Annotated in this window: 18 protein-coding genes; 16 read left to right on the top strand and 2 right to left on the bottom strand. The window is 53.7% G+C overall.

The features are described from left to right. Positions 1-20 precede the first annotated feature (20 nt). From B1748_RS03335 to B1748_RS03315, 5 genes are all read left to right on the top strand, one after another. Positions 21-953: a peptidase U32 family protein gene (locus B1748_RS03335; RefSeq protein ID WP_087566448.1), complete on the top strand. Its 933-nt coding sequence runs from the start codon at positions 21-23 to the stop codon at positions 951-953. A gap of 47 nt (positions 954-1,000) precedes the next feature. After that, positions 1,001-2,260, top strand: a complete 1,260-nt coding sequence (locus tag B1748_RS03330) for a peptidase U32 family protein (protein WP_087566895.1) — start codon at positions 1,001-1,003, stop codon at positions 2,258-2,260. Positions 2,261-2,627: 367 nt separating this feature from the next. After that, positions 2,628-4,838 carry a methyl-accepting chemotaxis protein gene (locus B1748_RS03325; protein WP_256975510.1) on the top strand — a complete coding sequence of 737 codons (2,211 nt, stop codon included), beginning with the start codon at positions 2,628-2,630 and terminating at the stop codon, positions 4,836-4,838. Between the two features lie 412 nt (positions 4,839-5,250). Beyond that, on the top strand, positions 5,251-7,428 hold the full coding sequence (locus B1748_RS03320) for a methyl-accepting chemotaxis protein (protein WP_087566447.1): 2,178 nt from the start codon (positions 5,251-5,253) through the stop codon (positions 7,426-7,428). 115 nt (positions 7,429-7,543) lie between these two features. Next, positions 7,544-9,382, top strand: a complete 1,839-nt coding sequence (locus tag B1748_RS03315; protein ID WP_256975509.1) for a peptidoglycan D,D-transpeptidase FtsI family protein — start codon at positions 7,544-7,546, stop codon at positions 9,380-9,382. Between the two features lie 32 nt (positions 9,383-9,414). On the opposite strand, the gene ytvI is transcribed toward B1748_RS03315, so the two are convergent. Beyond that, positions 9,415-10,596 carry a sporulation integral membrane protein YtvI gene (ytvI, locus tag B1748_RS03310; RefSeq protein WP_087566446.1) on the bottom strand — a complete coding sequence of 394 codons (1,182 nt, stop codon included), beginning with the start codon at positions 10,594-10,596 and terminating at the stop codon, positions 9,415-9,417. A 181-nt stretch (positions 10,597-10,777) separates the two neighbouring features. On the opposite strand from ytvI, the gene B1748_RS03305 reads away from it, so the two are divergent. Then, on the top strand, positions 10,778-12,175 hold the full coding sequence (locus tag B1748_RS03305; RefSeq protein WP_087566445.1) for a polysaccharide deacetylase family protein: 1,398 nt from the start codon (positions 10,778-10,780) through the stop codon (positions 12,173-12,175). A gap of 164 nt (positions 12,176-12,339) precedes the next feature. On the opposite strand, the gene ilvD is transcribed toward B1748_RS03305, so the two are convergent. Then, positions 12,340-14,025, bottom strand: coding sequence for a dihydroxy-acid dehydratase (gene ilvD, locus B1748_RS03300; protein ID WP_087566444.1), 1,686 nt, complete (start codon positions 14,023-14,025; stop codon positions 12,340-12,342). Between the two features lie 269 nt (positions 14,026-14,294). Here ilvD and B1748_RS03295 point away from each other — a divergent pair, with 269 nt between their 5' ends. The 10 genes from B1748_RS03295 to B1748_RS03250 all read left to right on the top strand — a co-directional run bounded on the left by B1748_RS03295 (position 14,295) and on the right by B1748_RS03250 (position 23,212). Continuing rightward, positions 14,295-14,999: a response regulator transcription factor gene (locus B1748_RS03295; RefSeq protein ID WP_256975508.1), complete on the top strand. Its 705-nt coding sequence runs from the start codon at positions 14,295-14,297 to the stop codon at positions 14,997-14,999. Further along, positions 14,989-16,089: a sensor histidine kinase gene (locus B1748_RS03290; protein ID WP_256975507.1), complete on the top strand. Its 1,101-nt coding sequence runs from the start codon at positions 14,989-14,991 to the stop codon at positions 16,087-16,089. The genes B1748_RS03295 and B1748_RS03290 overlap by 11 nt, the downstream gene beginning before the upstream one ends. 101 nt (positions 16,090-16,190) lie before the next feature. Then, a complete protein-coding gene (locus B1748_RS03285) occupies positions 16,191-17,135 on the top strand; it encodes a D-alanyl-D-alanine carboxypeptidase family protein (protein WP_179215350.1) in 945 nt (314 codons plus the stop codon). A gap of 164 nt (positions 17,136-17,299) precedes the next feature. Continuing rightward, positions 17,300-17,605: an urease subunit gamma gene (locus B1748_RS03280; protein ID WP_087566441.1), complete on the top strand. Its 306-nt coding sequence runs from the start codon at positions 17,300-17,302 to the stop codon at positions 17,603-17,605. 57 nt (positions 17,606-17,662) lie between these two features. Then, the gene (locus B1748_RS03275; RefSeq protein WP_087566891.1) at positions 17,663-18,031 is read left to right on the top strand and encodes an urease subunit beta; all 369 of its coding nucleotides are present in this window, start codon (positions 17,663-17,665) and stop codon (positions 18,029-18,031) included. Positions 18,032-18,036: 5 nt separating this feature from the next. Next, complete coding sequence (ureC, locus tag B1748_RS03270) at positions 18,037-19,743, top strand: urease subunit alpha (RefSeq protein WP_373271254.1); 1,707 nt, start codon at positions 18,037-18,039, stop codon at positions 19,741-19,743. A gap of 28 nt (positions 19,744-19,771) precedes the next feature. Continuing rightward, positions 19,772-20,464, top strand: a complete 693-nt coding sequence (locus tag B1748_RS03265) for an urease accessory protein UreF (protein WP_087566439.1) — start codon at positions 19,772-19,774, stop codon at positions 20,462-20,464. A 61-nt stretch (positions 20,465-20,525) separates the two neighbouring features. Continuing rightward, positions 20,526-21,254 (top strand): urease accessory protein UreG, encoded by a 729-nt coding sequence (gene ureG / locus B1748_RS03260; RefSeq protein WP_087566438.1) that lies wholly within the window; start codon positions 20,526-20,528, stop codon positions 21,252-21,254. Then, positions 21,184-22,104 (top strand): urease accessory protein UreD, encoded by a 921-nt coding sequence (locus B1748_RS03255; protein ID WP_256975506.1) that lies wholly within the window; start codon positions 21,184-21,186, stop codon positions 22,102-22,104. The genes ureG and B1748_RS03255 overlap by 71 nt, the downstream gene beginning before the upstream one ends. Positions 22,105-22,303: 199 nt before the next feature. Next, positions 22,304-23,212, top strand: a complete 909-nt coding sequence (locus tag B1748_RS03250; protein ID WP_087566437.1) for an NAD(P)/FAD-dependent oxidoreductase — start codon at positions 22,304-22,306, stop codon at positions 23,210-23,212. Positions 23,213-23,355: the final 143 nt, after the last annotated feature.

Below are 23,355 nucleotides of genomic sequence, written 5' to 3'. Positions count from 1 at the left end.
GGGAGAAGGAGAACAAACATATGACATACAAACCGGAGCTGCTGGCGACAGCATCGTCGATGGAGGAGCTGGAGCTGCTGATCGACGCAGGCGCCGATGCATTTGTCATCGGCGAGGGTAAATACGGCATGAGGCTGGCTGGCGAGTTCACTTTGGACATGATTGGCGAAGCCGTGAAGTCGGCGAAGCCCAAGGGCGTTCGCATTTATGTATCTATGAATACTCTGATCGACAACGATACGCTGGAAACGATGCCGGACTATATTCGCGGCATCTATAGTCTGGGCATCGATGGAATCGTGTTCGGAGATCCCGCGGTGCTCGTGGCGGCGCGGGAGCTGGCTCCAGGGCTTCCCCTGCATTGGAATGCGGAGATGACCTCGACGAATATCGTTACGGCACAATATTGGGCGCGCCGCGGAGCGACCAGATACGTGCTGGCTCGCGAGCTCAATATGGAGCAGATCGAGGATACCAAAGCCAAATCCAGTCTGGAAATTCAAGTACAAGTTCACGGCATGACCAATATTTATCATTCCAAACGTTCCCTGGTGAACAGCTATCTGGACTATCACGGCGATCGGGAACGGCTCGACAGTGTTGAGCGGGAACGCGGCTTGTATTTGACGGAAGCCGAGCGTCCCGGAGAACGGTATCCCATTTACGAGGATGATGGCGGCACCCATATTATGAGCTCGGACGACATTTGCATGCTGGAGAATCTTCACGAGCTGCTGAACGCCGGTGTCGACAGCCTCAAGATCGAGGGCATGATGAAATCGATGGCCTATAACGCGGTCGTGGTCCGGGCATACCGTCAGGCGATCGACGCGTACGTCGCCGACCCGGAAGGTTACTCCTTTCAAGAGGAATGGCTGGATGCCATCCGGGAAGCGCAGGATCCCAATCGGGAATTGAGCTACGGATTCTTCTATAAGGAGCAAGTGTACTGATGACGACCGGGCTCATCGGAGCAGTGAACAACCAGGAGGTGCGGGAGATGGGGACAACAAACGCGGCTGCGCCGAAATACAAAGGGAAGCGGAACCGGCTGGACAGACCGGAGCTTCTGGCGCCGGCAGGCAATCTGGAGAAGCTGAAGTTCGCCGTTCATTATGGCGCGGATGCAGTCTATATCGGCGGACAGAAGTACGGCCTTCGCTCTAACGCCGACAACTTCAGCTTCGAGGAGATGAAGGAAGGCGTAGAGTTCGCAAGCCGATATGGAGCCAAGGTGTTCGTCGCGACGAATATTTATGCCCATAACGAAGATATCGAAGGACTTGAGTCATACTTGCGCAGTCTGGAGGAGGCTGGTATCGCGGCCATTATCGCAGCCGATCCCGTTATTATCGAGACGGCGCAGCGCGTTGCGCCCAAGCTGGAGGTGCACCTTAGCACGCAGCAGTCGACGATGAACTGGCAGGCGGTCAAGTTCTGGAAGGACGAGGGGTTGCCTCGGGTAGTTCTTGCCAGAGAAACGAGCTTTAAGGAAATCGCGGAGATCAAGAGCCATGTCGATATCGAAATCGAAGCGTTTATCCACGGCGCCATGTGCTCTTCGTATTCGGGGCGCTGCGTGCTGTCCAACCACTTTACGGACCGCGATTCCAACCGGGGAGGCTGCTGCCAATCCTGCCGCTGGAAGTACGATCTGTTCGTTGACGATGAACCGATGTACGAGGAAGGGCAAGAGCAGTTCACGATGGGATCGAAGGATCTGTGCATGATCGAATATTTGCCTGAGCTTATCGAGGTTGGCGTGGACAGCTTTAAAATCGAAGGCCGAATGAAAAGCATTCATTACGTTGCGACGGTCGTCAACGTGTATCGTCAAGCCATTAACGCGTACTTCGAGGATCCGGAAAACTTCCGGGTGAAGCAGGAATGGATCGACGAAATGAACAAGGCTGCAAACCGTCCGCTGAACACGGGCTTCTTCCTGGATACGCCGGGCGCGGAGGATCATATCTATGGTCCGGAGGAGAAGGCGGCCCCTTACGACTTTGCGGCGATCGTCCTGGATTACGATGATCGCACGGGCTTCGCTACGCTCCAGCAGCGCAATCACTTCAAGCCGGGACTGGAAGTCGAATTCGTAGGACCGGGCGGTACGTTTTTCCGGCAGACGATTACGGAGCTGACGGATGTCGATGGACAACCCCTGGATGCGGCGAGACATCCCATGCAGCATGTAAGGGTCCGCACGTTAAAGCCGGTCAAGCCGATGGACATGATGCGTAAAAAAATTAGAAAATGAGACGTTGAGACTACCCGTCCGGGTAGTCTTTATACTATAAGTGCGTGTTCAAAAAGTTCGGTTATCAGTACCGAGAAGATTGGATGAAGGTAGAAATTGAGGAGCGGAGCGTAGTGGAAGCTACGTGAGCACCGGAAGTTTCGCCTGAATTCGAGATTCGATGCCGAGTATGCTCCTTGGTTTACTTCGTAATGGGAAGCGGACTTTTTGAACAATCTCTATACTTCGTTATTTTTTGTTCAGGCAATTGACAAGGCCCGGTCAATAACAAATAATAGATCTTATATACCATACATAATGTTTCAAGGTTCGCCAGATGCTTCCTTAAATCGACGAATCAACCAACTTGAAAGAGGGGTCTTCGACAATGGCCGGTAACACGAAGGAGAAGAATGCGACTTCAAGCCAGAAGGACAGTCCTAAACCTAACAAGGATGTAAACGCTTCCGGCGAAATGTCAGGCGCCAAGGCAGCTACGGGCCTTGCCGCAGCTGCGGCCAAAACGAAATCCGTTAAGGAAATGATGAAGGAAACGAAGTTATCCAATCCCGTTAAATCCGTAGGGATGAAGCTATTCCTGATCATTTTTGTCAGCATTATTGCATGCGTGCTGACGGTAGGACTCATAGCCTATAACGAAGCGCGTTCCATCGTCGAAAAGAAGGTATCCGACGCCAGCCTTCAGACGGTGAATCAGGTGGCCGAAAATCTCGACATCATCTACAAAACTTACGAGGACTTGACGCTGCAAATTTTGGTGGACAAGGACTTCCATACCATTGTAGGCACGATCGCATCGAATCAAGACGATTATTCGCGCTTCGAAGCGACGCGCAAGCTTAGCGAAAAGTTGCAGGCTTTTACCATCGGGAACAACACCATTAAGGGCATTATGCTGCTTCCGCTGAGGGACAAGCTTCAAACCGTCACTTCCGGCGCCTCTCAAACTAGCCGTGCAGAGATCGTTATGGCGCAAAGCTGGTTCCAGGAGACGATTGAGCTTAATGGCCGCGTCAACTGGATTGAACCAAATGCCGAAGGATTATCAATGGGAACGGACCAGAGCACGTTTGGCATCGCCCGTCTGCTAAAGGACAGCACTTCCAGCGAAGCCTCTTATATTCTGTTGCTGGAAATGGATGTAAACACGATCAGCAACCGTTATAAGGACGTATCGCTGGGCGACGGCAGCGAGATTTCCATTATCGACGGCAACGGCAAATATGTCATCGCAAATGATCTGGCTTTAATTGGACAAGATTCCAAAGTTCAGCTTCCATCCGGCGAGGCCGGGGCTAACGGAGCACGGAAGTTGACGACAACGGACGGGCTGGAAGTGCTGGCCGTGTACAAGTCATTCCAGGCAATGGACTGGAGGCTGGTAGGAAGCATTCCTGTCGAAATGCTCGTGAAGGATGCAAAAGCCATTCGCACGCTGACCTGGATTACGGTAGGCGCAGCCGCTATTATCGCTATTGCTATCGGCATTCTTGTCCTTTATTCGATCGCGACCCCGCTTGTGCGGCTCCGCAATCTGATGGTGGAGGGCGCTGGCGGCAATCTGACGGTACGCTCGACGATAAAGGGGCGGCGGGATGAGATCGGCGGCTTAAGCGACAGCTTCAACAGCATGATGGCGCAGATTACGGATCTTGCTCTCCAGACGACGGCATCCGCGGAACAAGTGCTGTCAACGGCTTCAGACTTGACTGGAGCGTCTAAAAAAACTTCAATATCTGCCCGCGAGATAGCCGTCGCTACGGAGGAGATCGCAGGCGGAGCAACCAGCTTGGCCGTAGAAGCGGAGCGCGGCAACGATCTGACGAGCAACATGAACGAACAGGTGCAGAAGGTGATCGAGGCCAATCAGGAGATGTCGGCATCTGCTGCGCTGGTGGAGAAGGCCAGCGGCCAAGGCACGGCCTATATGGGAATGTTGATCGAGAAGACGGGACTAACGGAAGAAATGACCCGTTCGATGGTGGAGAAGGTCGACAAGCTGAAGGAAAGCACAGGTTCCATCGTCAAGATTCTGGACGTGCTCAACAATTTGACGAAACAAACGAATATTTTATCGTTGAACGCGACAATCGAGGCAGCTCGAGCAGGAGCGGCGGGGAAAGGTTTTATGGTCGTCGCGGACGAAATCCGCAAGCTGGCGGATCAATCTCGTCAATCGATCGATGTGGTTGCCCAGATCACGGCCAAAATTTCCGGAGAAATTGAAGAGACCGTCCTGGTGTTATCGGATGCATACCCGCTTTTCCAGGAGCAAATCAGTTCCGTTAAGGAAGCCAATGAAATCTTCCTCACTGTACAATCGCAAATGGGCAACTTCGTCCATCGATTAGATGGCGTGACGTCATCCATCGAAGAACTGAACCAGTCGCAGTCGGTATTGGCCATTGCGATGACCAATGTCAGCGCCGTTGCGGAGGAAGCCTCGGCAACATCAGAAGAAGTTGCTTCTCTCAGCAGCGAACAGCTATCCATCAGCGAAGGACTTGTCCAATTGTCCGAGAAGCTGGATTCCGTGTCCAGAGGCTTAAAGGAATCGCTCAACAAATTTAAAATTTAACAGGATCGTCTCACCGGTTTCCCGCAAATTGCGGGAAACTTTTTTTAACTTCGAAAGCAATCCTTTAACTTCGCTTGCGTTCCATCTTCGATGTCGAATAGGCTCCATGGCCTACTCATGATCAAAAGCGGACTTTTTGAACCTGCTCTATTATTTATTAGGCCGCAGTGGTCGATAAGTAATAGATAGGAATAAGATGCTGGGTACATATCACTAGGTCGTGTCTGAAAACCCGCTCAGGGGCGTCTTTCACCGCCTTTCCGCCCCCTGCTTCGTCACTTTTGCTTGACGTACCCCCGGTACGCCTTCACAAAAGTTCCTTGCATGGAACGAAAATTCGGCAAAATCTGCTCCCCTCGGAGTATTCAGACACGCCCTGGAATCAAAACTAACAAAGGCGGTGCAAAGCTTCATGTCAGACTTGAACAAAAATCATTCGGGCAAACAAAAAAAAGATAATGAGCGGTTAAAGGACGCATCCGGGAAAGACACTCCCGGCGGTTCTCTTGCTGGAATGGCAAAATCCTGGGGAGCCGGCTTAAAGGATGTAAAGCTAAAAAATCCGGTTAAATCCGTCGGACTCAAACTTCTCTTGATTATTTCCGCAAGCATAATAGCTTGCGTAGCCATTGTCGGCATGTTGTCATATAACCAAGCGAAGCAGCTTGTAGAGCAGAACGTCTCCGAAGCGAGCCTGCAGACGATTAAGCAGGTTTCGAACAACTTGAACACGGTACTGCAGAACTACTCCGAATTGTCTATGCAAATTTTGATCGATAAGGAAATTAAGGATGACTTGCAGGCATACTCGTCTAAGGGCGACGACTTCGAATCGTTAATGGCCGGCCGCGAGGCCGCAGACCGGGTGACTGCTCTCATTATGGGCAACAATACGATTTCCGGTGCGGCTCTTGTTCCGGCTAATGCGGGCCTGAACCCGATCACGGCAGGCCTTGCGGATAGCGTGCTGCTTGGAAGCGCCCGAGATAAGGAATGGTTCCAGCAAGTCATTGAACTCGATGGGCGCGATATGTGGATAGCTCCGCAAGCAACTGGCATTGCTGCCGCTAAGGATGCATCGTCGATAGCTTTGGCGCGCCTTATTAAAAATGTTGGCCAGGCCAGCGAAATGTTCGTGCTTGTCATTGAAATTCCACTAGAAAATATTATAAACCGATATCAAGACGTCGACCTGGGCAACGGAAGCCAGCTGTTTATTGTGAGCAATGACAACGAATACATCGCACATAGCGATAAATCGTTAATCGGTCAACCTGCAGCCGTTACGCTGCCTGCCGATTCCGAGTCCGGCCGTCCAACTCTCAAGAGCTCGGAAGGCGATCAGTTGCTGGCCGCCTACCAAACTTTCAATAACGTGAATTGGAAGCTCGTCGGTACGATTCCGGTAGAGGAGCTTGCCAAGCAAGCAGGAGGAATCCGAACCCTGACAATCTGGATGGTCGTGTTGGGCGCGATTATTGCGGTAGCGATCGGTCTGGTTGTTATTGCGACAGTCGCCAAACCGCTGGTTCGCCTGCGCAACTTGATGGTTGAAGGCGCTAGAGGCAACCTGACCGTACGTTCGAAAACAGGCAATCGTCAAGACGAAATCGGTGAGCTGTCGAACAGCTTTAACGATATGATGACGCAGATTCAAGCATTGGCGCTGCAAACGACGAGGTCGGCCGCAGAAGTGTTGACGACCGCTTCGGAGTTGACGGAAGCCTCGAAACAAACCTCGATCGCCGCCAAGGAGATTGCGGTTGCCACAGAAGAGATTGCAAACGGTGCGACGAGCCTGGCCGTTGAAGCGGAGAAGGGCAGCGATCTGACGATTCATATGAACGGACAGATGAAGGAAGTCATTACCGCCAATGAAGAGATGTCCAGCTCGGCGCTCGAAGTAGAGAAAGCGAGTCAGCAAGGGACCACTTATATGGGCGTACTGATCGAGAAAACCGGTACAACGGAAGAGATGACGCGTTCCATGGTCGAGAAGGTGGACGCGCTCAAGGAAAGTACAGGCTCGATCGTGAAAATTTTGGATGTGCTAAACAATTTGACGAAGCAGACGAATATCTTGTCTCTTAACGCTACGATTGAAGCTGCAAGAGCTGGAGCGGCCGGCAAAGGTTTTATGGTCGTAGCGGACGAAATTCGTAAACTTGCGGATCAATCCCGTCAATCGATCGATGTCGTAGCGCAAATCACAGCCAAAATTCAAGGCGAGATTGAAGAGACGGTCTCCGTATTGTCCGAAGCATACCCGCTGTTCCAAGAGCAGATTTCATCCGTTAAGGAAGCCAATGCGATCTTCCTGCAAGTAGAAGCGCAAATGGGAGAATTCTCCGGGAAGCTGGAGCAGGCCACAAATGCGGTAAGCGAGCTGGAGAAATCGCAGGATATCATGTCGGATGCGATGACAAGCGTCAGCGCCGTAGCGGAGCAGTCGTCCGCTACTTCGGAAGAAGTAGCATCGCTGAGCAGCGAGCAACTGTCGATCAGCGAAAGCCTGGTCCGTCTGTCGGACAAGCTGGATTCTGTATCGCGAGAGCTCAAGGAATCCTTGTCGAAGTTCAAGATGGATTGAGAAATCCATTCATAAAATGGATCCAGGTACCCCCGAGCGGCTGCTCGGGGGTTTTGTTATTGTGCGAGGTTTGAGGGGTTGGCCGGGGTGGAACACTGTCAGCTAGGAGGTGCTGATGTTGCACTTGAAGCGGCTTGTTCTTACGGGACTCTGTATGAGCGTCCTGTTTATCGTTTTGTTAGGCCGATTGGCATGGCTGCAGTTAATGCCTGGGCAGCACGGAAACGCGCCTGTTCACGGGATGATGCATCGGGACAGCTGGAAACGGATGGCTGTCGTCCAACGGCAGAGAAACTTAATTCTGGATACGGGACGAGGCGACTTTGTTGATCGGTACGGGACCCCGATTACAGGCGAAACGTATGAAACGGTTGCTTTATTTCCCGTCCAGCCGCAAGCAAGAGGAGAAGAGGCGGAGCTTTCGAAATTGGCGAAAGCTCTTGGCGTCGAACTGAAAGAATTGATCGCTCGATGGGATGCCATGACCGAACCGGATTTCTGGCGTCAAGCTAAGAACTCGGCTCCTTATCGGCTTACAGAGAAACAAAGCAAGGAGATAGGCGCGCTTCAGACGAACGGCGTAAGGGTGCTGCCCTACCGGAATCGTTATCTCGACAGCTTCGACGCCAAACATATTATCGGCTTCACGAGCCAGCATCCGGAGTGGCTGATGCGGGCGCATCCCAACGATTTGAAGGCGGGCAAAAGAACCTTGACGGAGCAAGTAGGCGGCTCCGGCCTGGAGAAATCGCTGGATTCGTTCCTTCATGGCGTTGGGGAGACGTCCGTTTCTTATTTCATCGACGGAAGAAACTCGCCGCTGCATGGGCTTGATCTGCGTATGCACGGGCCAAAGAACAGCTATTATCCGCTCAAAGCTGTAACGACGATCGATCTGGACCTTCAAAATGAGCTGGAAGCTTACGCCGATGCATCAGGCTTGAAGGAAGGAGCAATCGTCGTGCTGGATGCAGGCAACGCGGATATTGTGGCGATGGTATCCAGACCCAAGCTTCCCGACCGGTTCCAGAGTGCCGATGGGTCCGAATGGATCAATCACGCGTTGAAGGCTGTAGAGCCCGGTTCTATCTACAAGCTGGTAACGGCCGCAGCTGCCCTCGAGAATGGCGTTGTCCGCAAAGGTGAGATATTTCATTGCGACGGCGAATATGGTAAATATGGCTTGTCATGCTGGAAACACGGCGGTCATGGCGATCTTACGTTGGAGGAAGGATTGGCGCAATCCTGCAACATCGTGTTCGCTACGCTGGCAGAACGGCTTCGAGCGGAGCAGCTTGATCGAACGGCTGCGGCGCTGGGCGTGAAGGAGCGCATAGGCTGGCATAACGAAAAGAGCCAAGGCATGTTGTCGGCGGCATTCCGCCTGCTTCAAGAGGAGGAGAAGGGGAGATTGTTTGCAGGCGATCTGAATATGGTGGATGGAGGCGTTATGGCACAAAGCGGGATTGGACAGAGGGATGTGAGGGTGACGCCGCTTCAGGCGGCCAACTTGATCGTAACGTTGCTTCACGGGGGAGAAGTGCTGGAGCCAAGACTAGTAAGCGAAATCGATTACGCCGATGGCGGCCGAATGATCGAATTTTCTTCGCGCAGGGATCGAGATTTAGGCGGCGCACGGATTCATCCATCGACCGCGAGGAAGCTGCTGCAAGGCATGGAGTCGGTCGTGGAGCATGGCACGGCTGCGTCCATCAAAGGGGGACGATGGAAAGTAGCGGGGAAAACCGGCACGGCGGAGACGGCGAAGAACGGCGTACAGCTTAATCATCAATGGTTCGCGGGGTATGGACCGGTAGAGTCGCCGAAGTATGCGATTGCCGTCTTGGCTTCGAATCGGGCTGTGGGCAGCCGACATCTCGCAACGCAATTATTCGGCGGAGCCATGAATATCGCAGCCCGCCATTCGGAAAAGCCAAGTGGCGGGCTGCGATGAAAAAGATAAATGCCGAATGAATCGAACGAAGCCTATTTGTCGAGCTTCTTTAATCTGTCTACGAAAGGTTCCTTGCTTTTCGCGCGGCTAATGCTCGGTTCTATGTCTTGTACAGCGGTATCGTCGTCGTATTCGTCCACTGGCGTATGAATCCAGCGATGGAAGTAACCCTGGTCATACAATGACTTGACCAGTATAACAAGAATCGGGGATAAGATGACGCCTGCAAAGCCAAACAGCGAGAGCGAAATGATCATGAACGCCAGCATCGTGAACGCGGATACGCCCAGAGAGTCGCCAGTGATTTTTGGCTCCAGTATTTGCCTCGTCAGAATGACGACAAGGAGCAATACAGTCAGCCAGATGGCAAGCGATGTCTGCCCCACGATAAACAAGTAGATGATCCATGGGATAAACAAGGTGCTTACGCCAAGCAGCGGCAGCACGTCGAAGATTGCGGATACGATTGCGATGACGAAAGCGTTTTTGACGCCTAAGGCGATCAAAGCAATCAGAATGACAATAAAGGTGATCGAAATCATTTTGGCCTGTGCCTTTATGTACGATGCAATTCCTTTGAACACATTGTCGCGCAAGAAAAAGAAGGCGTTTTTAAACGTCTTGGGCGTCTTGTCGGAAGCGGTTCTCTTCCAAGATTTAATCTCGATGCTCAGGAAGTAGGCTAAAATGATTCCGACAACGAAATTAAAGATAAAGGACGAGAAGGAAGAAACATAGCCGATAAGGCCTCCCAGAAAAGCCGTGCCGAAGTTTTTCAGCATGTCCGACGCGCCTTGGATAAGATCCTTGGAGCTCTCCTCAATGTTGAAATCAGCAGGCAGCTTATCCAACTGGCCTTCCAATTGAGCCGACAGCTTGCCGATTTGCTCGGTCAAAATTTTCTGGTAGCGGGGGAAGTCCTCAATAAGCGCAGTGCCTTGCTTCGTAATCAGGTATGCGGCGCCCGTAAAAGCGGCCAGGATAAGCAGGGAAAACAGCATAATGGATATGCCCGATGCAATTGATTTGGGCATTCCCCACTTGTTCAGCTTGCGGGCGAGAGGTTCGATCATCAGGAAGATAATGAACGCGAAGATGATCGGGGTCGCGATCGAGTAGAAAAAACTGAACGCGTACATGGTCAGGAAGACGGTTAAGGCGATAAGACCGATGTCGAAGGCGGTTCTCCAATATTTTTTGTAAAAAGGCAGCACAGTATTCCCCACTTTCTTTTGAACGGATTAGGATTTGGCAGTCATTCCATAAAGATTGTACTATAGATTTATTGAATTGTGCCTATTTTTTGACGAGGTATGATACAATTAGAGGTATTGTTATTGTTCTGAACCGCTACGCACTCATTGACAATTTCATCCAAACGGTGGGGATAACACAATGGAAAACTTATTCTTATGGGGATTCTACGTAATGACGTTCTATGCGTTTCTCCCTGGCCTCATTAGCCGCACATTCGGGTTCCGGGTGTTCAAACGCGGGAGGACGGAGCGAGAGATCGCTCTTACTTTTGACGACGGTCCCGACCCGCAATATACGCCCCAGTTGCTTGATCTTCTAGCGCGATTCGATGCGAAGGCCACCTTTTTCGTCGTAGGTTCGCATGCGGAGCAACACCCCGAACTTCTGCGCAGAATGGAAGCGGAAGGACATATCATCGGCATTCATAATTATGTCCATAAGTCGAATTGGGTTATGCGGCCGCGAACCGTGAAGCGTCAGATCGAACGCACCAACGATATCATCGAGCAGGCAACGGGCAAACGCGCCATCTATTACCGCCCGCCATGGGGAATCGTAAACGTGTTCGATTATTCCAATCTCGGTTACTTGCATATCATTTTGTGGTCGGCGCTGTTCGGGGATTGGCGCAAGCGGCTGGGAGCCGAACGGCTGAAGAAACGTATGATGAAAAAGCTTCGCCCCGGCGAGGTTCTGCTGCTCCACGATTGCGGAAGAACGTTGGGAGCCGACCAGGATGCGCCTCGCAATATGTTAATCGCGCTTGAATCGTATCTGGAGGAAGCCAAAGCGAGAGGTTTTCAATTCGTGGGCATCGACCGCATGATTAAGCTTACGGATGTACAACGCTCCAGGCATCGCTCCATCGTCAAACGTTTCGCCATATCGTTATGGCTGATGTGGGAGCAGGCCTTCCATGCGGTGTTTCGGCTTAAGAAGGTTGGAGAAAGCGAAATTCCCGCCTTCCATTACCGAGTGACTAAATATACCGGAGAGCCGGTGACCTTCGCAAATGGCAAAGGGGTAAATAAAGGCGACGATATTGCGGAGATTCATTTTGACAACAAGCTGTTGTCCAGTATTGCCGCAACCTCCAAATCACCGCTTGCGACAGGTCTAAGGCTTATTAGGGAAGTGGAGAACGCCCTGCCTGCGCTAGCGAATCAGCTGGCCGAAGACGCGGCCGCGCAGTCGATCAAAGCCGTATATGGCGTGACGATGATCCATCGTGGCGCAGATCGGTTGGGCTTCGAGGTGTTCCAGCTTCCGGAGGGGTGGTTCAAACGTTCCACACAGGTCTATTTGCGACTGCTGATGAAGGTGCTCACCAATACGAAACAATACAAGGCAGGCCGGATCAAAGCGGCAAAAACGGAGATGGTTACGCCTCGCATGTTGTTTATGCCGCTCGAGCGCGTACAGGCTTATGCAACGGTTAGCATGGGCAAGCTGCATGAGGAAGCGGGACGATTGTCAGAGGCTGTTGAGCGCTCTATCGTCAGTGCGGCGGATGATGCCGCATCGCTGGGAACATAGCGGTATCAAGGACTTAAGGCTGTTATCCGAGAAGCTCGCTTCTTGGGTAGCAGCTTTTTGTGTTGTTGCGTGGAGTCAGGCAATAGGAACGATAAAAAAGCCTCCACGCATGTTTTAAACAATGCATGGAGGCTGTCTGCGATATTATGGTTTTGCTAAGCAGCTTACATTTTCATTACGCCGCCCGTGCTGGCGGATGTAACGAGGTGAGCGTAACGCGCGAGGTAGCCGCGTTTGATTTTGAGCTCGAAGCCCGGCCATGCTGCACGGCGCTGCTCGAATTCTTCGTCGCTGATCAGCAGGTCCATCGTCCGGTTGTTCATGTCGATCTCGACGATATCGCCGTCTTGTACGAAAGCGATCGGTCCGCCCTCAGCTGCTTCCGGAGAAGCGTGGCCGATACTGATGCCGCGGGATGCTCCGGAGAAACGGCCGTCCGTAACCAAAGCAACTTTGGCGCCGAGTCCCATGCCGACGATCTGCGATGTAGGAGCAAGCATCTCCGGCATGCCAGGGCCGCCCTTCGGTCCTTCGTAACGGATGATAACGACATGGCCTTCTTTGATTTTGCCGCCAGCGATACCGGCAAGCGCATCGTCCTGGGAGTCGAAGCAGATGGCAGGGCCTTTGTGATAGCCGCCAACCGACTTGTCGACCGCGCCTGTTTTGATGATTGCGCCGTTTGGAGCCAGGTTGCCGAACAATACGGCCAGGCCGCCGCGTTCGGTATGCGGATTATCGATGGGACGGATTACGTCGTGATTCTGAATGTCACAGCCCTCTACGTTTTCGCGAAGCGTTTTGCCCGTTACGGTCATGCAATCGCCGTGAAGCGCGCCTTCCTTTTTGAGCAGCTCGTTCAGAACGGCGCTCACTCCGCCGGCATTGTGCACGTCCTCGATGTGCCAGTCGGAAGCTGGCGCGATCTTGGCCAGATGCGGCACACGCTCGGCAACTTCGTTAATGCGCTCGATCGGGTATTCGATGCCGGCTTCGTGCGCGATCGCCAACGTATGAAGCACGGTATTCGTAGAGCCGCCCATCGCCATGTCCACAGCGAACATGTTGTCGATCGCTTCCTTCGTGACGATGTCGCGAGGCTTAAGGTTCATCTCGATCAGTTTCATGAGCTGGCGAGCGGATTCCTTGACGAATTCTTTGCGCTCAGGCGATACGGCAAGAATCGTGCCGTTGCCCGGCATTGCAAGACCCATTGCTTCTGCAAGGCAGTTCATGGAGTTGGCCGTGAACATGCCGGAGCAGGAACCGCAAGTCGGACAGCCGTATTGCTCAAGCTCGAGCAATTGATCGTCGTTGATCTTGCCCGCTTGGTGCGCGCCTACGCCCTCGAATACGCTGGAGAGGGAGATGGAACGGCCATCGGACGTCTTGCCGGCCTTCATGGGACCGCCGCTGACCATAACCGTCGGGATATTGACACGGAGAGCGCCCAGCATCATGCCTGGAGTAATCTTGTCGCAGTTCGGGATGCACACCATGCCGTCGAACCAGTGTGCGTTTACGACCGTCTCGACGGAATCCGCGATGATCTCGCGGCTTGCGAGGGAGTAACGCATGCCGATATGGCCCATTGCGATGCCGTCGTCGACGCCGATCGTATTAAATTCGAACGGAACGCCGCCGGCTTCGCGGATCGCTTCCTTGACCAGCTTGCCGAATTCCTGCAAGTGGACATGGCCTGGAACGATGTCGATATAGGAGTTGCACACCGCGATGAACGGTTTGCCGAAATCTTCGTCTTTAACGCCTGCAGCGCGGAGCAGGCTGCGGTGAGGTGCGCGGTCGAAGCCTTTTGTAATCATGTCAGAACGCATTCTTTTGGCCGCCATAATAATGAGTACCCCCTTTAATATTGGCGAGGACGCTGCTCGCGCCTCGAAATAAAACGATAACCTTTATAAAATATCAATAGCTACTATTTTATCATAACGGACAAGCATTGGCTACAAGCATGGCAGAATGCCCAAGGTTCATAATAAAACATTAAGAATGGCTTAAACTTGCTGAAGTTTCGCTGAGGCCGATAGTTTTCCGCCTAGGCATGCGGTATAGTGAATGGCAAAGGGACTACTCGTATTTAACAAGGAGGATGAATCTGGTGGAAAGACGCGTATTAATCGTAGACGATGAACGCGAGATCGCGGAATTGATCGAAATTTATCTTCGTAATGAGGGCTTTCAGACTGCTATCGCATGCGATGGCGAACAGGCGCTGGAGATGTACGAGCTCGACCCGTTCGATCTCGTCGTGCTGGATATTATGATGCCTAGAATGGACGGACTCGAATTATGCCGCAAGCTGCGCAAGGATCAGAACGTACCTATCCTTATGGTGAGCGCGAAGACGCAGGATATGGACAAAATCATGGGGCTGATGACAGGGGCGGACGACTACATGGCGAAACCGTTTAACCCCATGGAGCTCATTGCCCGCGTACGTTCGCTCCTGCGCCGCTCGTACCAGTACAGCAAGCCCGAGGGGGCAGGATCTGGCCGCGATGTCAGCAAGGAGCTTCGCCTGGGACAGCTCAGAATCGATAAGCTAAGCCATACGGCGGATGTGGACGGCAGGTCGCTGCAGTTGACCTCGACCGAGTTCGGCATCCTTTATCTGCTCGCCAGCCAACCGGGCAGAGTGTTCAGCGCGGAGGATATTTTCCAGCAAGTATGGAAGGAAAAGTATTTCGAGTCCAACAACACCGTGATGGTTCATATCAGCAAGCTGAGGGATAAGCTGGAGAAGGAACTCGGCGAAAAACTGATTGTGACGGTATGGGGGGTCGGCTACAAAATTGAAGGATAATTTCGCTGCGCGCCTGATGTGGCGCTCTGTGCTCAATCTCATAGCGAGCGCGGTGCTCGCGTTGATCTGCTTGTCGCTCCTGTTCGCCGTCACGTTGTTTTTAACCAACACATTGCCCGGCCTGGGTTTCGTAAGGGCCGTGGGAGAAGCTTTTGTCAACGGTACGGGATCGATTGGCATGATTTTTTTGTGGGGCGTATTATTCCTGATCTGGTTCTTGACTCTGCAATGGTTCCTGTTCGCGCCGCTGGGCAAGGTGAACGATGCCATTACGAGAGTGGCGGACGGACAGCTCGATCTTAATCACCAAATCCCGGTTCGATCCGGCGTGTTCGGAATATTGGCGGGGAACGTCAATCGATTGTCGCATCGGCTGCAGCTTGCCCTGGACGAGGAACGCCGCGCGGAGCAGACGAAAAACGAGCTTATCACGAATGTATCCCATGACCTGCGCACGCCGCTCACCTCCGTGGTCGGCTACCTGGGTCTGATCGAGCAGGATGGTTACAGGGATGAAGTGGAGCTTCGGCATTATGTCAGCATCGCGTACGACAAGTCGCAGCGGCTGCACGAGCTGATTAACGATTTGTTCGAATACACGCGTATGCGGCACGACACGATCGCGCTCAAGACATCCCCTATCAATCTAGTCGAGATGCTCGGCGAATTACTCGTACAGTATCGCGTTCCGCTGCAGGAAGCGGGCATGGAGAGCGGGATGAAAAGCGCCGAGACGACGATCATGGTTCAGGCGGACGCGGCAAAGCTGGTGCGCGTCTTTGAGAACCTGATCTCCAACGCCATGACGTACGGCAAGGAGGGGAAACGCGTGGACGTCGTCGTGCGATCCGGGTCGGGTCCTTCGGTCGTTGCCGAGGTGGTGAACTACGGGGAAGCGATTCCGGCAGTGGACCTTCCTTATCTGTTCGACCGATTTTACCGGGGCGACAAGTCGCGTACGCAATGGTCCGGCGGCTCGGGGCTCGGACTTGCGATCTCGAAAAGCATTATAGAGAAACACGGCGGGATGATTGATGTCGTGAGCAATTCCGAATACACTTCATTCCGGGTTACTTTACCCAAAATTTAAACAGGATTTAAGAATTTTTTATGATTCGCTTTCGGTCTCTTTAAGTTTGTCGGTCTATACTTCTATCTATAGACAAGTTCGAAGGGAGAACGATGACCGACATGAGATATGAAACGAGACGCAGGAGCGGCGGCGGAATATGGCAGATTGCAGTGATGGCCGCTATCGCCGCAGCCATATATATGGGATATCAGAAATTGCAAGGCGGGGTTAGCGCGGATCAGCTGAATGTAAATGCCGCTTCGGCGATCCTGATCGATGCAACGACAGGAGAAGTGATGTATGCCAAAAACGCCGATACGCCGATGGCGCCCGCGAGCATGTCCAAGATGATGACGGAAATCCTCGTTCTGGACGGCATTCACGGAGGAACGCTCAAATGGCAGGATCCCGTCACGGCAAGCCTTTATGCAGCGCAGGTGCCCGGGGCGAGATTGGGGCTCAATCACGGCGACGTCACAACCGTTCGGGAGCTGTTCGACGCGATGACGATCTATTCGGCAAATGACGCCGCTGTCGCTCTAGCAGAGCATGTCGGCGGTTCGGAAACGGCGTTTACGGAGCTGATGAACGATCGGGCCGCTCGAATCGGCTTGTCCGAAGAAGCTGTATTTGGCAACGCCTCCGGTCTCAGCCTATCCGATATTTCGCATTTGGAGGGGGCTGCGGCTGAGAGGGATACGATGCTTACGGCACATGATACCGCAAAACTTGCAGGATATTTGATCGGCAAATATCCGGAGGTGCTTGAGGTGACAAGTCGCCGGAGCGTCAAGGTGCCGACGAAGGGACAGACATTCGCCGCAACGAATTGGATGCTGGAGGATCAGCCTTACGCTTATCCCGGCAATGACGGTCTAAAGACGGGTTATACGCCTGTCGCGGGTTATTGCTTTACAGGGACTGCGAAGCGGGATGGCAAGAGGCTCATTTCCGTCGTTATGGGAGCCTCGAGCAAAGAGGAACGATTTACGGAAACGATTGCGTTGTACGATTTGGGCTTCGGTTCTTCGGGTAGAGGAATCCAGGCGGCTAGTGGAAGATAATGGTTGTGAGGTATTTGTCGATCCGAGTCTATCTTTTAAGAGAAGACTCGGATTTTTGTTATTTTGCAGAAAAACATGTTATGTATTCTAACATAAAAAGATTTACTTCCTTCCGATTGCACACTATAATTAAGGTAATTTTAGGGTAAGAGGTGATAGCTCGCATGCAACTGACAGACCGGGAGAAGGAGAAACTATTAATATCGATTGCAGCGGATCTGGCCAGACGCCGGCTGAACCGCGGAGTCAAGCTGAATTACCCCGAAAGCGTAGCACTCATAACATCCGAGGTACTGGAAGGAGCGCGGGACGGCATGACGGTCGCGCAGCTTATGAATTACGGCACAAAGGTGCTGCGCAAGGAACAGGTGATGAACGGTATCGCGGAAATGCTTCACGAGGTGCAGGTGGAAGCGACGTTTCCGGATGGAACGAAGCTTGTTACGATTCACCATCCCATAACGGGATAGCCGGGCAGTGGTCGTTCGTTCATAGTAGGGACGGATTGTCGATGAGGGGGTTCGATGTTGATACCAGGAGAATATAGAACGGCGGAAGGCGACATTGAGCTGAATGCAGGGCGCCGGAAGGCGTCGCTTATTGTCGTGAATACGGGGGATCGGCCCGTGCAGGTGGGATCCCACTATCATTTTTTTGAATGCAACCGGGCATTGTCGTTTAATCGAGAGGAAGCTTTCGGTATGCGGCTCGATATAGCGGCTGGTACGGCTGTCCGGTTCGAACCGGGCGAAGAGAAGCCGGTCGCGCTGGTAGAGCTGGGCGGAGCCAGGTTGTCGTATGGGTTGAACGGACTTAGCGACGGTCCCGCGATCGCAGGCGATATGCCCCGGGAAGTGAAGGAACGGCTTGCCGCATGGGAGGGGAAAAAGCCGTGAGCAGAATGAATCGCAAGAGCTACGCGGCCATGTTCGGCCCTACGACGGGCGATGCCGTTAGATTGGCTGACACAGAACTATGGGCAGTCGTCGAGCGAGACTATACCGTATACGGCGACGAGTGCAAGTTCGGCGGCGGCAAGGTCATTCGCGACGGAATGGGCCAGTCCAGCGGGGCGCTGCGTGATGAAGGCGTGTTGGATACGATTATTACGAATGCGCTCATTATTGATCATTGGGGTATCGTCAAGGCCGATATCGGCCTCAGGGACGGCATGATTGTCGGTATCGGCAAAGGGGGCAATCCCGATATTATGGATGGCGTGGATCCCGGCATGATTGTCGGGGCCAGCACGGAAGTCATCGCAGGCGAAGGCAAAATCATTACGGCCGGCGGGATAGACGCGCATATTCATTTTATATGTCCTCAGCAGATTGAGACGGCGCTTTCGTCGGGAGTGACGACGATGATCGGAGGCGGAACGGGACCCGCGACAGGGACGAATGCCACGACGGTGACGCCGGGCGCTTGGCACATGCGCCGCATGCTGGAGGCGGCGGAGGCGTTCCCGATGAACATCGGGTTCACGGGCAAAGGCAACGCTTCGATGCCTGGGCCTCTCGTGGAACAGATCGAAGCGGGCGCGATCGGTCTCAAGCTTCACGAGGACTGGGGAACGACGCCGGCGGCCATAGAAGCTTGCCTGCAGGCCGCGGATATGTACGATATCCAGGTTGCCATTCATACCGACACGTTGAACGAAGCCGGCTTCGTGGAAGATACGCTGGCTGCGATCGGCGGCAGAACGATTCATACGTATCATACCGAAGGCGCCGGCGGGGGGCATGCGCCCGATATTATCGTTGCCGCCGGTCATCCCAACGTCTTGCCTTCCTCGACCAATCCGACGCGGCCATTTACGATCAATACGATCGAAGAGCATCTGGACATGCTGATGGTATGCCATCATCTCGACAGCAGCATTCCCGAGGATGTAGCGTTCGCGGACTCCCGGATCCGGCCGGAGACGATCGCGGCCGAAGACATTCTGCACGACATGGGCGTCTTCAGCATGATCAGCTCCGACTCGCAGGCGATGGGGCGTGTGGGCGAGGTGGTCATCCGAACGTGGCAGACGGCTCACAAGATGAAGGAACAGCGCGGACCGCTAGCTCCGGATATCGAAGGCGCGGACAACTTCCGGATCAAACGTTATATCTCCAAATACACCATCAATCCAGCCATTACGCACGGCATCTCCCATCTTGTCGGCTCCATCGAAGTCGGCAAGCTGGCGGATCTCGTCTTCTGGCAGCCGATGTTCTTCGGAGTGAAACCGGATCTGGTGCTCAAGGGCGGCTCGATCGCCTACGCGCAGATGGGGGATCCGAACGCGTCGATCCCGACGCCGCAGCCCGTATTCGGCAGGCCGATGTTCGCGGCCTTCGGCAAAGCGGTTCACGCCAGCTGCGTAACCTTCGTGTCGCAAGCCGCTTACGATCGTGGCATTGCCGAGGAGCTGGGACTCCAGAAGCGGGTGGAGCCGGTGAAAGGCTGCCGGTCCATCGGTAAGAAGGACATGATCCATAATGACGGAACGCCGGAACTTGCCGTGGATCCGGAGACGTATCGGGTCACGGTTGACGGCGAGCATGTGGCGTGCGAGCCGGCGACGGTGCTGCCGATGGCTCAGCGATACTCCTTGTTCTAGAGCCGAAGGCTGCGGGAAGGGGAGCTATATGAACGATTCAACTCGTCTGATGGCGACGCAGCAGCTGCTGGATTCAGCACTTCCGATCGGCGGCTTCTCCCATTCCTTCGGTCTGGAGACGCTGGTGCAGAATGGACGGATCCGAACATCCGCCGAGCTGTTCGACTTCGCTTCCGCGATGCTTATGCAAAGCTGGGCAACGAGCGATGTTCTTCTTGTAAAAGCCGTTTATCGAGATGTCTCCGATGGTCAGTGGGATAGGCTCTGGGCTGCGGAGCGAAGGATTCATGCGCAGAGATTGTCCTCCGAGACGCGGAGCGGCATCGAGAAGATGGGGCGCCGGCTCCTGCAGCTTGGGGGAAAGCTGTTTCCCTCCTTCGATTGGACGCCGCTCCATGCGGCTGTGGCAGACGGCCGATGCTGCGGCAGTCATCCGCTCGTCTTCGGGTACGCTTGTTGCCGACTGAATGTTCGCTGCGAAGCGGCGATGAGCGGTTTCCTGTACACGAGCATCGTACATTGCGTCAACAGCGCGCTCAGACTGATGTCGATCGGGCAGACGGAGGGGCAGGTGCTAATCGCGCGCCTGACGCCATTAATCGAAGACGCGCTCGATCTTGCACAAGGTCTCGAACCGGAGGATGCCTACAATAATATGCCTATGGCAGAGCTCGGCATGATGGGACACGAGCGTCTCTACTCCAGATTGTTTATGTCTTGACGGCGGCATTATGTCGGAACGCGAACGTTTGCAAGCAACTTTAACCAAGGGGGAATCTGCAATGTGCCAGGGACAAGGACATACGCATGCGCATGGAGGGTGGGAAAGTCCGGAGATCGAACCGGGGAGGCCGATTCGGATCGGAATCGGCGGACCGGTAGGCTCCGGCAAGACGGCGCTGGTGGAAAGACTGACAAGAGAGCTTCACGAGAAATATAGCGTTGCGGTCATTACGAACGATATTTATACCAAGGAAGACGCGCGTATTCTGTTCCACAATGGCGTACTTCCCGAGGACCGGATTATCGGCGTGGAGACGGGCGGCTGTCCGCATACGGCCATTCGCGAGGACGCCTCGATGAATTTCGAAGCGATCGAAGAGCTGGAGCGCAGATTTGATCCGCTGGAGCTGATCTTTATCGAGAGCGGCGGCGACAATTTGGCGGCGGCATTTAGCCCCGAGCTTGTGGACCGGTTCATCTATATTATCGACGTAGCCCAAGGGGAGAAGATTCCGCGCAAAGGCGGTCCCGGCATTATGCGCTCCGATCTGCTGATTATTAACAAAATCGATCTTGCGCCGTATGTCGGGGCAAGCCTCAAAGTGATGGAAGAGGATTCCTTGCGCATGCGCGGCGATCGGCCGTTCGTGTTTTCCAACCTTAGGGGAGAAGAAGGATTGAACGAAATCGTTGCATGGCTGGAGCACGAGATCGCCCATGCCCGCGGCCATGATCATTCGCATATCATTCGCATCGATTCCCTCTCTTCCTCCCATTCGCATGGCTGATGCGGCGAAACCGCAAGAGGCGGTGCAACGTTCCGTATTGCGAGCCACCTTCAGGTATAACGGCGTCGGTACGGAGCTGATAGAGAAGTACCATACGGCGCCGGTCAAAATCGCAAAAGCTTTCCCCGTCCAGAAACAGCTGGCGGTGATCGTCATGGACGTGTCTCCAGGCATGCTGGAGGGAGATGTCTACGAGATGGAGTGGACCGCGGGCTCCCGGACGCACACAATGATAACGAATCAGTCCTTCATGAAGATCCATCCTTGCTACGGAGGCGGCACCGCTTCGCTTACGCAGACCTTCGACCTGGAAGCGGGAGCCGTCATGGAAAACATGCCGGAGCCCGTCATGCTGTACAAGGAGGCGTCATTGCTGAGCGATACAACGATTCGGCTATCCGCCGGCTCCGTCTGGATGGGAGCCGATGTGCTTTGTCCCGGCCGCGGGCTGCGGGGGGAACGTTTCGTCTATCGCGACTACGATAATCGATTGTCTGTCTATCTGGGCGAGGAGTTGATCTTTGCCCAGCGACAATGGATCAACCCTGCGCGGCAGCGGCTGCAAGCGAAGGGGAGCTGGGAGAAAGCGACGCATTGGGCGTATTTTTACGTATTCTCGGATGAGGTTGGGGGCGAGCTTGTCAATAAGCTTCAAGCAACCATCGACGGATACAAATCCCCCGCAGCTCATAACGTGACTGCTGCAGCATCCTTGACCTACAAGCATGGCGCTGTCGTGTCCGCCTGCTCTACGGCAGCTTGGCCGCTGCAGGAGCTGATGCGCCTGCTGTGGGACACGACCCGGGACGCTCTCTTCGGGATGCCTCCGCTCAGGCTGCTGCAAGGTTAAAGGAACCCGATTTGCTTTTGTCGTCGTATCCGAACAAATTCGCAGTTGCATAATGTTATGATAAAGGTTATTATAGAGTCATTAAATCCATGATACAAAAAACGGCATCAACCTTCCTTGTATTAAGGTTGATGTATCGTTTTTGGTCAAATAACGGATATTAAAGCTCTGCAATAGATCTTATGAGGAGGAGAAACTTATGTATTATGATGTTGCGATTATCGGAGGAGGACCTGCGGGGCTTAACGCCGCTCTGGTGTTGGGCAGAGCCAGAAGGAGCGTCGCGCTTATCGACAACGACAAACCAAGGAACGCCGTGACTCATTCTTCCCACGGCTTTATTACCAGAGACGGCATCAAGCCTGCAGAGTTCAGGCGGATTGCTTACGAAGAGGTGCTCCGTTACCCAGCGGTTCAACATTGGAAGGACGAAGCGGTCGATATTAAAAGAACGCCGGATGGTTTCGACGTTCGTACGGTTACGGGCGAAACCTTGCAGGCGCGCAGAATCATACTTGCGTTGGGACTTAGAGAGGAGCTTCCCGCGATCGAAGGGGTAAAGGAGTTGTATGGAAAAAGCTTGTTCGTATGTCCGTTCTGCGACGGCTGGGAGCTGAGAGATACTCCGCTTGTCCTACTGTCGGATCTGCCCGCAGCGTTCCATGCGGCCAAGCTGCTGCTGAATTGGAGCAAGGATATCGTTGTCTGCACGAACGGGGGCGACAATCTGTCGGAGGAGCAGCGTCGCGTTCTCGTTTCCCGAGGCATCCGGATCGTGGACACGCCGATAAGCCGTTTGGAAGGGCATGAAGGTAAGCTGGAGCGTGTTTATTTCGCCGACGGCACGTTTATCGAGAGAAGCGGCGGCTTTATCGGTCCGGCCCAACTGCCCAATGCGCGATTCGAGGAGGCGTTAGGCTACGAGATGAATTCGGCGGGAGCCATTCGGACAGACGAGATGGGAAGGACGGCTGCTCCAGGCGTATATGCGGCCGGCGATTCGGCCTACGTTATGCCTTCTCAATTGATTTTGGCCGCGGCTTCGGGGAGCAAGGCTGCCATGGCCGTCATGTCGGATTGGCTGGAAGAAGAATGGCGGGAAGTGTAATCGCGTCGGCTGATCTTAACACTGCGCCAATTCCGCAGAGACTTGATCGTTCTTCGACATTCGACACTCCCTTGGAATAATTGCCCGCGAAAACGTTGACGCTATAGGGAGGCCAGTCTATACTGATTTCAAGATGAATACAG

Source organism: Paenibacillus sp. MY03 (assembly GCF_002165585.1).
GTDB lineage: Bacteria > Bacillota > Bacilli > Paenibacillales > Paenibacillaceae > Pristimantibacillus > Pristimantibacillus agaridevorans.
This window is presented reverse-complemented; position numbering and strand designations above follow the sequence as displayed.